Raw genomic sequence first — 12,274 nt, 5'->3', positions numbered from 1 at the left:
GAGCGAATTTAGTTACAAGAATATTAATAATTTTCTCTTGATTTTATTATTTTTTAGATTTAGATATATAATGTTATTATAGATAATTACAATTGTTGTAAATTAAGCTAAAAAATTTATTCTAACCAAAACCTTTGATATTTATAGGAGATTAAATTATGAAAAATATTGCAAAATATACAGTTATAAGCATATTTATTCTTATGCTGTACACCGCCTGTCCCTATAATAAGGGAGCCTACCCTGGCATCACCTCCGGCTCACAGGATTCCGTTCCTTCCGCACCCTATGTCGAAGGCGGTATTTCGCTGGTAGTAAGTCGGGATAAAAAGACGATAAATATTAACGTAAAAAGCAGTAACGGCACACCGATTGAACTCGAAGAATGTACCGCATCTTCCGTTCCGCATGATACATACGAAAATGTAACGGCAAAAAACAGAATCATCATCTTAAAGCCTCAAACCGGTGCCGATATTATAGGATTAAACTGTCCTAACCAAGCCGTGCTGAAAATAAATGCCTCAGGATGTAAAACGCTTACAAGCTTAACCTGCAATAAAAATCTGCTGGACAGCCTTATTCTTCCTGCCGATTCGCAGTTAACCCATTTAGCATGTGCGGAGAATAAACTTACTGCTCTTAATATACAAGCATGTAAAAACCTTGAAAGCCTTGAATGCGGAAAAAATAAGCTGACATCGCTCGACCTCAGCGGGTTAAACAACTTGACTAAAGCGGAGTGTTGGCAAAATAATCTTACCGAACTTAAGCTGACCGGCTGTACCGCTTTAACAAAGCTTGACTGCGAAACCAACAATTTGTCGGCACTTAATCTCAGTAATTTAACGGCTTTGACAGAAGTAAACTGTAAGTCAAATAAGCTTACAGAGCTTACCGTAACCGGCTGTACCCAATTAGCAAAACTGGATATAAGCGGTCTTAATCAGCTGCAAACCGTATTATGCCATGGGAACAAACTGAACGAGATAAATATTACAGACTGTACCGCTTTAAAACAAATAGAGTGTTATAACAATGACTTGAATAAAGACGCCTTTACAACGCTTTTAAATACCCTGCCGGATAGAACTTCCGCCGAGACGGAGGGGAAGGCCGTATTGTACAAAGAAGGCGAAACGGGTAATGTAACCGATTTTACAACACCGGAAGCTTTGGCGAATGCAGTTACCGCTGCTAAAAATAAAAACTGGAAATTGTACAAAAAAACCGGCACGGATACGGACGAAGAAATATAAAAATCAATACAAAACCGCCGATTAAGGTATTTAACCCTAATCGGCGGCTTTATTATAAGTTAGAACAACGCTTTTAAAGCTTTTAACTTTAGCAAATTTTGCCGCCCGAAACCTTTATATCGGCATCGTTTTCGACAATGGCTTCTATTGCAAGTTCGATTCCCCTTACAATCATCTCAAGGCTCATCGAGGGAGTTGTTGCAGGCTTTCCGACAGCCTGTTCGGGCAAAAACGGAATATGAATAAAGCCGCTTTTCATCGGCTTGCCTTGGGCTGTTCTTGCGGCTGCAATATGAGCAACACCGTAGCAAACATGGTTGCAGATAAATGTCCCTGCCGTATTCGATATTGAAGCAGGTATTTTGCCTGCCTTTACCTTCTCGACAATGGCCTTAATCGGTAAAGTAACAAAGTAGGCAGCAGGGCCGTCTTTTACAACAGGCTCATCAATCGGCTGATTGCCTTCATTGTCGGGAATTCGGCAGTCGTCAATATTTATACCGATTCTTTCTACCGAAATATCGGCACGGTTTCCGGCTTGACCGATACTTAAAACAACATCGGGATTTTCTTTTTCAATCATTTCTTTTATCTTTGCTACGGATTTTCCGATAACGGTCGGAATTTCCAGCTTGATAATTTGTGCTCCCAAGATTTGATTGGGAAGGAGCTTAATCGTTTCGAGGGCGGGATTTACCTTTTCCCCTCCGAAAGGATCAAAACCTGTAACTAAAATCTTCATTATATCGCTCCTAATTAAAAGGCAAGAGTCAGCATCAAAATAATGTGAACAATAATCAAAGCAAAGGACATAAAGGCTTGTGCTTTTATCAGGGTATATTTGTTTTCGGTTTCCAAAATTGCTGCAGGAACAATGTTAAAGTTTGCAGCCATGGGTGTTAAAAGAGTACCGCAATATCCGCAGGTCATACCGAGGGCTCCTACAATTGCAGGGTTGCCGCCCTGTGCAATTACAAATGGAGCACCTACACCGATTGTGATAACGGTAAAGGCAGCGAAAGCATTACCCATAATCATTGTAAAGATTACCATACCTAAGCAGTATGCAATAACACCAAGGACCGGAACACCCTGAGGAACAATACCGCTTGCAAAATGGCCTATGATTTTGCCGATGCCGGCTGTTGCAAAAATTGCACCCAAAACACCGAGAAGCTGGGGAAGTAAGCTGGAAGAACCTACCTGCATAAGCATCTTTGATGTATCGTTAATAGATTCCTTCATCTTAGGTTTGGTCAAAAGAACCGCAAAGATGAGGGCAACGATAGAAGCTATACCGACAACCTGAGCTGTAGTAAATCCGAAGATAATTTCTTTTCCGGCAGCATTTGTTCCGAGAGAAATTTTAAAGCTCTTCATCTGTGCCAAGAACATGGCGACAACACCAATCAAAACGGCAGGTATAAAAATCTTATTTCCGACCTTTTTAGAATTTTCTACAATTTCTTCTTTTGTAGCAGAAGGAATATCTGCAACCTTTACCTGCTTTGTAAGAGTAAGAACACCAAGACCTACCAATAAAGCGCCGATGATGGCTCCGCCGTAGGGCACATTGAGTACAAGAACCTTTCCGAACATAAACAAGAGACCCAAAATTCCCCAAAACAAGAATGTTCCGATAGGATTCTTTTTATCTTTTAAGGAGATTACGGCTGTAATAATTGAAACAAGACCGCAAAGACCATATATAATTTCATCGATGATCATGCTGTTATTATTAATAAAACTAAACATCAGCCTACTCCCCCTTTCTAAGTGATTTTTCAAAAAGCCAGCACTGTATCAAGGCTATAAGAACCATTGCAACACCTGCAAAAATTGAGTACTTAGCTACATCCGTATTTGTAATATCAAAACCCTGCTCCTTTAGTGTTCCTGTAATTAAAAGAACACCTGATGCAACAGGGAAGATATTTTGACCGAAAAAGTTTCCGTAGTTTTCGGAAGCACCTGCAAGGCCTTTAATTTTTTCGATGTCGTCCTCGGTAAGCTTTATATGTTTTTGAGCCGCACCTTCAGCCATCGGGAGGATTAAGGGTCTGATAAACTGAACATGACCGCCCAACCTGATCGAAAAAGCCGAAGCAATTGTCCTTATAAGAATGTAAAGCCAAATAACCATACCCGCACTTGCACCCTTAATTTTTTTAATAAAGTCTGCAGCACGCTCTTTTAACCCATACCGCTCCATAATTGCAATTACAGGGAAAGAAACAAAGAACAAACTCATGTAGCGGTTGTTTACAAAACCTGTTCCGATAGCATTGAGAACTTCAACAAAACCCATCTTTGCAATCAAGCCTGTTACAAGTCCCGAAATCAAGACTACTGCAACTACATCGAGCTTTAAAATAAAGCCGACGATGATAATAACAACGCCGATTAAAACCAAATAGTTCATAAGACACTCCTTTTATTGGTTTACAAAAATTACGGCTCATCACCTATAATTTTATCCGGCGCATTTTATCAGAAATATGAATATTTGTCTATTATAAAAAATTAAAAGCTGCAATTAAAATAAGAATCGAATAATTGATCCATATCAAAATCTACATCTTTAATCAAAGCAATTTGGAATATTATTCCATTACCTTTTTGATATATTGCATTTACCCAAACATAATTATACTGATTTAAATCCGGAGCTTGAGGGAAAACCAGAGCATCTACAATCTGAAAATCAGCACCTAATTCCTCCTTAAGGGTATAACTCTGATCGATTTTTGAAGCATATATTTCACGCAAAGACGGTTCTTTGCCTGCAAGCTTTTGAGAAGTTTGATGAATAAAGGCGTAGACTGAGTCCATTTCTGTTGGCTTATTTTCTTTTGCATAAGCATAATAAACAAGGCCTGAACCGTCAGTAAATTCAAAGGCTTTTTCGACCGATATTCCAAATTTTTTTGGCGGCTGGATCTCTTTAAGATATGGAACAGACTTAACATTTAATCCATATTTTTGAAATTTAAAATTTGCTTTTTTTAAGGCCTCTTTTTCTTTTTTTTCTGCAGTTCTAAGCATATCAATATCTTTATTGGAAATTCCATATTCTTTTAAGATTAGGTCATCCTTGATTTTTGAATAACTCATCCTTGCTAAGTTATAATCTCCGAGCTTATAATAACATGCTGCAATAAAATATAAAGCCTGAAATGCATAATGAGATTCATTTTTCATATATAGATTGAACGCATATTTAAAAAACTCTAAAGCTCGAACTTCTTTACCGTTATTGTATAATAATAAGGCCAATCCGTAATTTCCCTCAGGGTTGTTTTCATCATTAGCCACAACATGAAGATATGCACTGATTGCTTTATCAATCATTCCATTTTCTTCATAAGCAAGAGCAAGGTTAAGATGCAGCATAATATCCGATACCTTTAATCTTTGTGCATCTTTTATGGCTTTTTCAAAGGTCTTTATCGCCTCAACATTTTTGCTTTGCCTGTAATATATAAGTCCCAGAAAATTAGAGGCATCAATAAAATCGGGGTCGAATTTAAGGGCTTTTTTGAAAAACTCCTCAGCTTTTTCAAAATTTTGTGCTTCATAATAATTCGTTCCTTCCTTATAAGCCGCCTCAGCATTTTTATTTCTGGTAGGATTAATCATATCATGATTAATATCCTGAGCAAAAACCAAACTTGTTATTAACAACAAATAACACAAAAAAAAGATAATCTTTTTCATACTTTACTCTCCTCGTAAAAACTTGATTATATTAAAAAACATACAGGAATTAAACTTCTTTTTCCAAGGAGCCCAAAGAAATCAACCTCTGATTAAGTCCCGAAAAGATCATAATTCTGTCGCTTTCAATATCGAAGTTTATTTTTTCACCTATCTTGTAGGCTATGTTTAAAAATACTACACCCGTTAAAAGAAGGTTCCCTATCTTTATTTTTACTGTTGTTTCCATACCTGTGGGCATCGAGCTGTAGATTGTTCCGGTAAGTTTTCCGTTTTCGTGTATTTTAATAAATTCGGGACGGATGCCGAGAATAAAATCTTTTTCGCTCGGAGCTGGCGAATTTAAAGCAAGCTCGGTTTCGTCGGTTTTTGCAATATGATACTTAAAGGGCAAAATCTTATTTTCTTTTTCGGCGTTTTTTGTACGCTCGGCTTCTTCTTCCCTTTCTTTTTTAATTTCAGCTTCCGTTTTTAAAAGCCATTCTTTATAATCGATTTTTTGTGCAGGTTTAAATTTAAATTTTAAACCTTCTAAACAAGTTAAATTAAAATCTCCGTCTTCACCGGTCTCACCTACGGCTTCTACAAAATTTATAGAGGGGTTACCTATAAAGTCTGCCGTAAAGAGGTTTACGGGTTTTTCGTAGATGTCCAAGGGAGCATCATATTGCTGCAAAAGGCCGTTATCCATCAAGCATATCTTTGTAGCCAAGGTCATAGCTTCGAGCTGATCATGGGTAACATAGATAAAGGTCGATTTTGTGTCCAGATGAAGGCGCTGCAATTCACTGCGCATTTCAAGACGCAGCTTTGCATCGAGGTTTGAAAGGGGTTCATCCATAAAAAGAACCTTAGGCCCGGGAGCCAAGGTTCGGGCAATGGCAACCCTTTGCTGCTGTCCGCCTGAAAGCTCGTTAGGATACCTATCCATAAACATTCCGATTTTTACGATGCGGGAAACTCGGCGGACTATTAAGTCTATTTCTTCGTTTTCGAGTTTACGCACTTTCTTTACAACTTCACCATTTGAATCTACAAGCTCATAATTTGCATTTACTGAAACTCCGTTCTTTTTATGCCTATCCAAAAGAGCAGCTCTTTTTTCATCCAAGCCGGAAAGTATTGTCTTTATTTTTTCTTCCCGATTATCAAGTATTTCAAGTCCGTAAGACAAAACGGTTTTTGCCGTATGCTCTGAGACGATAAACCCATCGATAATTTTAATTAAGGCAATTTTTTCGTCCGGCTTTTTACCTGCTTTTTTATCTTTAACTTGAGAATCGGAAATAATTTCGATAAGTTTTTCGCTTTCACTTAAAATCTTTTTTAAATCGTCTATTCTTTTAATTTCAAAGTCGCAGAGGGGCATTTCTTCTTTGATATTTTTTAAGCCGAAACTTATGTTTTCATAGACGGTCATATTCGGCCAGAGGGCATAGTTTTGAAACAAAAAGCCGACCTTTCTTTTATTTGCAGGAATGTTTATGCCTTGTTCGCTGTCAAAAACGGTTTCTCCGTCGATTATTATCTTTCCGCTTGTCGGTGTTTCAAGACCGGCAATCATTCTAAGTGTTGTTGTTTTGCCGCAGCCTGAAGGCCCCAGCAGAGTAATAAACGAATTATTTTCTATAGTTAAATTTAAATTATCCGTTCCGTAAAATTTCCCCCATCTTTTGGTAAGGTTTTGTAAAATTATCTCAGGCATTATCTTCCTCCTAGTCCCGAATCAATTCCAGCCTTTGTAAGTTTGTTTAATCCAAAGTTGACGGCCAAAATAAATATAATTAAAATTAAGTTGATTGCACTTGAAAAGGCGTATAAGCCCATTTCGTCATAATAGTCCAACATGGTTGTGCTTATCTTGGACTGACTGCACAAAAGCATAAATAAGCTTAGCTCTCTAACGCAGGTTATAAAGGGTAAAAGATAGCCGCTTAAAATTGCCGTCTTTTGAATAGGAATTATTATCCTTGTCATGCGCTTATGCCAAGGCGTATCCTGTATCAAAGCCGATTCTTCTATCTCGTTGCTGATTTGAAGCATCGAGTTAAGAGAGCTCCTCGACGAAAAAGGAATGTACTTAATTGTTCCGACTATTATCAAAAGCAAAAATGTATCATAGATGCCCATCATCGACCCGAAGATAAAGAATGCTATACCTACAGCGAGAGAAGGCAAAAGGTATGGCAAAAAAGCTATGTCGTTTACATAGTTTGCAAATTTGTTTCTTCTGTGCTTGCTTACTGCATAGCCTATTAAAAGACCTATTGTTCCTGCAAGCAAGGCACAAGAAACGGCAACGAGTATGGTTCCTCTAAAGCTCATCCAAAAGGCCCGGTTATATAAAATACCGAACTGGCCGTACATACCGACATCTTCTGCAGAGTGATGAGTCCACCATTTTAAGGTCAGGTTTGCAAAGTCTCCGGTTCTAAAAAAACTGTAATCTCCCGGGTTGGGTAAAAATGTTTCAAAGGCAAAGGAAATAACAGGATATATTCCTGTAAATAAGGTAACGATAATTAAAATTGCAGGAATTAAATATTGTCCGATTTTCCCTACATTTACCTTGCTGACCTGTCCGCTTTTGCCCGTGATTGTGGTATAGTTTTTTCGGGACTTCATACTGAGCCTGTTTGTAATCAGAATTAAAATTCCAAAGACCATCATCACTACGCCGATAATGCTCGCCTGTCCCGTCCTTACAACCTTTAAGTCTATGTATTTTGTAGAAAGGGTTGTCAATTTTAAGTAGTGTGGAACGGGATAGCTTCCCATAGCACTTCCGAATACGAGCAAAATAGTAGATAGGATTGCAGGTCTTAATAAGGGAAGGGTTACCTTGCGGAATATCTTTGATTTTGAGGTATTTAAGATCAAGGCTGCTTCTTCAAGGTTGGAGTCCATATTTTTAAATATGCCGCCTATTAAGATATAGGCAAAGGCCGCATAGTGCAAGGACAAAACAACTATAGAAGGGAAAAGGCCTTCTGCCCACCATGCAGGCATCGTAATGCCGAAAAGCCCTGCAAGAATTCCGTTAGAGCCTCCCGTAACGGCTGTGCTCTTAAAAAGGTTCATCCATGTAAGAGCTAATGTCCACTGAGGCATTATATATGGAAAAATAAAAACGATATTCAGATATTTTTTACATTTTATATTTGTACGCGTAATCAAATATGCAAAAACGCCGCCTATTAAGATAGCTCCTATGCAGCTGAATATCGCAAGCAGCAAGGTATTTGTAAGCGGGCTCCAAAAATTTCTTACAGCAAGAGAGCCGGTAAAAATATCCTTCCAGTTAAAAACGGTAAAGCCGTCAGGCCCATGCATGGCATCTATAGTACCGGGGTGAACTGTAATTGTATCCAAAAGAATAGTTACTATCGGAGCTATAGTCGTAACAGAAAGCACAACACCGAATATAAGCAATATCATATTTTGCGGCTTTCTAAAAAAATCTTTGCTTTGATTTAAAAATACGGCACGCGGAATTGTCTTAGTCAAAATCTCCTCCAATAAAAACAAAGGTTTCCGCCGTTTTTAAAATTAAGACAGCGGAAACCTATTTATAAAAACTCTTTTTAATTACTTAAATAAGAGCAAATGTTAATTAACCGCTATTAATTTCTTAAAGAGCTTATCCATTCACCTACGGTAAAGGTTACGCTTGCACAGTATACGGGGTCTTCGACAATTAAGCCGCCTTTTCCTTCTCCTGTCCACCAGTCATAGCCCCTGTCGTTTTTGGCAGGGAATTTATTTATCTTTTTGATTTCGCCTTTTACTTCTTCATCAACATAGCCGTCCATGCTGTGGTCCTGATTGATAGCAGGGTTGGAGCTGTATCCGCCCATATCCTTTCCCCAAGGATGGAAGCCTTCTTTTGTAGTTACCATGTAGGCGATAAAGGCACAGGCAGTCCAAGGAAGAGGTGCATTGTTTAATACCTGCAAATAGTGCTTATAGGCATAACCCCCGAAGCCCTTATATCCGTCCTGATAAGCTGCAACAGTGATATTGTTTACTGAAGATTCGTCAGTCTCTTTAATAGAGCGCAGTTTGGAGTAAACCAATAAACCTGTTTGATCCTTAGAGGATTTTTTTACCAGGTCTACACTGATGGGGCCGTCATCGGTTTTTAAGTTAAATTGAGAAACAAAAAGCTTAATCCAGCCGAGAGCGTACTTGCCGTTTTCGCTTAAACCGAGCTCCTTAGCTGTTTTTTCCAAGCTGTCTACAACGGGTTTAAAATAAGCCTTGTCCGTTTCAGGCAAAGCATCATAGGCGGCTTTTACAACCTTTGAGTACTTTTCGTGAGTAAGCATAAGCAAAAAGTTCTTTCCGATAGGTTCGGATTCCAAACCCATAAATAAGGGGCTTTGACCTTCTTTTACAAAATCCCATACGTTTAAAAACTTGTTTGAGGCTTCTACGTTATTGTACATAAAAACCTTGTTCAAGGTCTGCAAGGCCAAGGGATTTCCGTTTTCTTTCATGTCGGTTCCTTTAGACTCTTTCCACTCTTTAGGAACAAAGTTATGCAAAATACCCGTATCAATCATCTTAGACTTAATCTGGGCTCCATCCTGGATAAGGGTCATAGAAAATTCGGGCTTAACGTTTTTGTTATCGTTTGTAAGCTGATCAAAGATAGTATTGTTCTTAGGCTGGGACCAATCTATTTTTCCTGTATAATCTGGATATTTTGCCTTTATTGCTTCAACAAAGGTTTCGCCCGCAGTTTTACCCCGGCTTGAGTTCCCCAGACCTTTTAAAACCTTTCCGTTTGATTCTTGATAGGCTTTTTCGAAAAGCTGATCAAGGGTCATGCCTTCGGCTTCCTTTATTACCTTAAGAACAGCGTTGTTCTTTTCCGATTTGCCGCCGCAGCTTGTAATTGCAAGCAATAGCAGTGCGATCGATAATGCTGAAATGATTTTTTTCATTTAAAATCTCCCTCAATATATGTATATCTTTCTATAACTATAGTACATATTCTTTAAATACACAAGAGCCTCTTATAAAAGTAAAAAATATTTTAAAATTTAAACTTACATTATATTACTTCTTATGTTATACTAGAATAGTATATGTAAAATAGGGAGAATATAGAATATGGAAAAAAGTAAGGTAAAAAAAACGGCACGCAGAAGTCTTGTTTTTAAAATTTCTACAGTAGTATGTTGTGTTTTTATTTTTTCTGCAGGACTTATTGGAACTATCATTTTTCAGCAATTTGCTAACATAATTCTGGGAGATATAAAAACAAGTCTTTCGTCACGCATAGATAATGAGGCAAATATAATTTACGGTAGGATTTTTTCAAAGATGGAAACTAAATCTATTGATTACGCCTTACTGATTACTAATTTAGGCTTTCAAGATCCGGAAAACCTCAAAAAGATAAGCAGCATAACTATGGGGTCCGATAAAAACATCGTAGGAGGAGGCTTTTGGCTTGAACCATATGTTATAGAAGGAGAAAAATTTTACGGTCCCTATTGGTACACCGAAAATAATACTGTAAAAATGACTTGGGAATACAGTAACGAAAAAAACGACTACCGGAAATTCGTTTGGTACAAAAATGACGGTATTGCTCAAAAGAAAAACGTTGTTTGGAGCGAACTTTATAATGATGAGGTTACCGGAGTACCAATGATAACAGCGACATCTCCCATTGTTTCAGGAGCAAAGAAATTAGGCGTAGTCACTATAGACCTTGGGCTTGAACCTTTAAGCCGTTACTTTGGAAGTCTAGCCTTTGAAGATATAAAAAATTACTCTTTATCTTTAGTAAACAATAAAGGATTTTGTTTAAATAACAAAAATAAAGATTTAATCGGTCAAAAAATTTTTGACTTTGAAATAGAGGCTAGGAAACAGCTGATAGAAGACAGCAAAAAAATAATATTTATTTCACCTATAGAAGACACCGGCATTTATATCTCACTTGAAGTAACAAAGGCAGTCATATTTAAGAGCTTTTATAAACTGCTTACAGTAAATATTTTACTTGCCGTTTTTTTTGTACTTGTTTTGATTTTTTTAGTCATATTTTTTATGAGAAATATTCTTATAAAACCTCTTTTTAAAATTGTTCAAGCCCTTAAACAAATAACGTCCGGAGATTTAACCGTAAGACTTCCTATAAAATCAAATGATGAGATAGGAGAGCTGTCAGCATACTTTAACAACGCAATGGAACAGATAGGGAATGCTATAAAATCCTTTGAAAAAAATACCGAAATCATGAATATGGTAGGAGATGAACTTGCAAAAAATATGACTGAAACGGCAAGTGAAATAAACCAAATCAGCTCAAGAATTGAAGGAGTAAAACAGCAAGCCCTGATACAAGCATCAAGTGTGGATAATACATCAAAAACAGTAGACAGTATAATAGACAGAATCAAAAGTCAAAATGGCAGTATTGAAATTCAGGCGGCAAGTGTTTCAGAATCATCATCTGCAATAGAAGAGATGACCTCAAATATAAGCTCAATCACTCAAACTATTGAAAAAACCGATGATATGATAGGCGAGCTTGCAAATGCAACGGCAGACGGCAAAAAGAACGTTGCAAGTTCAAATGCTATAACGCAGCAAATAGCTGAAGAATCAGGCAGTCTTTTAGAAGCTTCAAGTGTAATTCAGCACATTGCAAGTCAGACGAATCTTCTAGCCATGAATGCAGCTATTGAAGCGGCTCATGCAGGAGAAGCAGGAAAGGGATTTGCTGTAGTAGCCGACGAAATAAGAAAACTGGCAGAAGAATCGGCAGCTCAGGCCAAAGCCATTACCTTCACATTAAAAAATTTAAGCTCCGAAATCGATACCCTTTCAGATTCTGCAAAATCGGCTGAGGAACAATTCAACTTTATATTTAACCTTTCTGATAAAGTAAAAAATATGAGTACCGATCTTACAGATGCCATGAAGGAGCAAGAAAACGGCAGTAGGGAAGTTCTACTTGCAATCCAAGAAATCAGAACGGTAACCACAAAAGTAATAGAAGGATCCGGTGAAATGCTAAAAGGAGGAACAGCTGTATCGGGAGAAATGGGAAAACTTAATAATTTAACCGATCTTATAACCGACAGCATGAATGAAATGGCTGCAGGTGCAGTGCATATAAACAATACAATACAGGAAATAAACCAAATCACTCAGAAAAATAAAAAAAGCATTGAAGCCCTATCTGAAGAGGTTAAAAAATTTAAGGTGTAATACCTAGTTTATTTGTAAAAAAAGATATATAATGTTAAGATACTCTTATATTTTTTATTAAGGAG

Annotated in this window: 9 protein-coding genes; 2 read left to right on the top strand and 7 right to left on the bottom strand. The window is 37.5% G+C overall.

Going from position 1 to position 12,274, the window contains the following annotated elements; genetic code table 11:
- Positions 1-158 precede the first annotated feature (158 nt).
- Positions 159-1,259 carry a leucine-rich repeat domain-containing protein gene (locus E4O07_RS12340; RefSeq protein WP_253686265.1) on the top strand — a complete coding sequence of 367 codons (1,101 nt, stop codon included), beginning with the start codon at positions 159-161 and terminating at the stop codon, positions 1,257-1,259.
- A gap of 88 nt (positions 1,260-1,347) precedes the next feature.
- On the opposite strand, the gene pcp is transcribed toward E4O07_RS12340, so the two are convergent.
- The 7 genes from pcp to E4O07_RS12305 all read right to left on the bottom strand — a co-directional run bounded on the left by pcp (position 1,348) and on the right by E4O07_RS12305 (position 9,925).
- Entirely contained in the window at positions 1,348-2,001 is a 654-nt protein-coding gene (pcp, locus tag E4O07_RS12335; RefSeq protein WP_253677662.1) for a pyroglutamyl-peptidase I, read from the bottom strand.
- Positions 2,002-2,015: 14 nt separating this feature from the next.
- A complete protein-coding gene (locus E4O07_RS12330) occupies positions 2,016-3,014 on the bottom strand; it encodes a DUF979 domain-containing protein (RefSeq protein ID WP_253677663.1) in 999 nt (332 codons plus the stop codon).
- A 4-nt stretch (positions 3,015-3,018) separates the two neighbouring features.
- A complete protein-coding gene (locus E4O07_RS12325; protein ID WP_253686263.1) occupies positions 3,019-3,681 on the bottom strand; it encodes a DUF969 domain-containing protein in 663 nt (220 codons plus the stop codon).
- Between the two features lie 101 nt (positions 3,682-3,782).
- Positions 3,783-4,976 (bottom strand): tetratricopeptide repeat protein, encoded by a 1,194-nt coding sequence (locus E4O07_RS12320; RefSeq protein ID WP_253686261.1) that lies wholly within the window; start codon positions 4,974-4,976, stop codon positions 3,783-3,785.
- Positions 4,977-5,025: 49 nt separating this feature from the next.
- Positions 5,026-6,681: an ATP-binding cassette domain-containing protein gene (locus tag E4O07_RS12315; protein ID WP_253709147.1), complete on the bottom strand. Its 1,656-nt coding sequence runs from the start codon at positions 6,679-6,681 to the stop codon at positions 5,026-5,028.
- A complete protein-coding gene (locus E4O07_RS12310) occupies positions 6,681-8,495 on the bottom strand; it encodes an ABC transporter permease (RefSeq protein ID WP_371921981.1) in 1,815 nt (604 codons plus the stop codon). The genes E4O07_RS12315 and E4O07_RS12310 overlap by 1 nt, the downstream gene beginning before the upstream one ends.
- A gap of 104 nt (positions 8,496-8,599) precedes the next feature.
- Positions 8,600-9,925 (bottom strand): hypothetical protein, encoded by a 1,326-nt coding sequence (locus tag E4O07_RS12305; protein ID WP_253686255.1) that lies wholly within the window; start codon positions 9,923-9,925, stop codon positions 8,600-8,602.
- 169 nt (positions 9,926-10,094) lie between these two features.
- Here E4O07_RS12305 and E4O07_RS12300 point away from each other — a divergent pair, with 169 nt between their 5' ends.
- Positions 10,095-12,209: a methyl-accepting chemotaxis protein gene (locus tag E4O07_RS12300; protein WP_253686253.1), complete on the top strand. Its 2,115-nt coding sequence runs from the start codon at positions 10,095-10,097 to the stop codon at positions 12,207-12,209.
- Positions 12,210-12,274: the final 65 nt, after the last annotated feature.

This window comes from Treponema sp. OMZ 798, from assembly GCF_024181385.1.
Classification (GTDB): Bacteria; Spirochaetota; Spirochaetia; order Treponematales; family Treponemataceae; genus Treponema_B.
This window is presented reverse-complemented; position numbering and strand designations above follow the sequence as displayed.

Excerpts from the sequence above, each read along its gene's own strand:
- E4O07_RS12340 (WP_253686265.1), top strand. The coding sequence starts at position 159 with ATGAAAAATATTGCAAAATATACAGTTATAAGCATATTTATTCTTATG.
- pcp (WP_253677662.1), bottom strand. The coding sequence starts at position 2,001 with ATGAAGATTTTAGTTACAGGTTTTGATCCTTTCGGAGGGGAAAAGGTA.
- E4O07_RS12330 (WP_253677663.1), bottom strand. The coding sequence starts at position 3,014 with ATGTTTAGTTTTATTAATAATAACAGCATGATCATCGATGAAATTATA.
- E4O07_RS12325 (WP_253686263.1), bottom strand. The coding sequence starts at position 3,681 with ATGAACTATTTGGTTTTAATCGGCGTTGTTATTATCATCGTCGGCTTT.
- E4O07_RS12320 (WP_253686261.1), bottom strand. The coding sequence starts at position 4,976 with ATGAAAAAGATTATCTTTTTTTTGTGTTATTTGTTGTTAATAACAAGT.
- E4O07_RS12315 (WP_253709147.1), bottom strand. The coding sequence starts at position 6,681 with ATGCCTGAGATAATTTTACAAAACCTTACCAAAAGATGGGGGAAATTT.
- E4O07_RS12305 (WP_253686255.1), bottom strand. The coding sequence starts at position 9,925 with ATGAAAAAAATCATTTCAGCATTATCGATCGCACTGCTATTGCTTGCA.
- E4O07_RS12300 (WP_253686253.1), top strand. The coding sequence starts at position 10,095 with ATGGAAAAAAGTAAGGTAAAAAAAACGGCACGCAGAAGTCTTGTTTTT.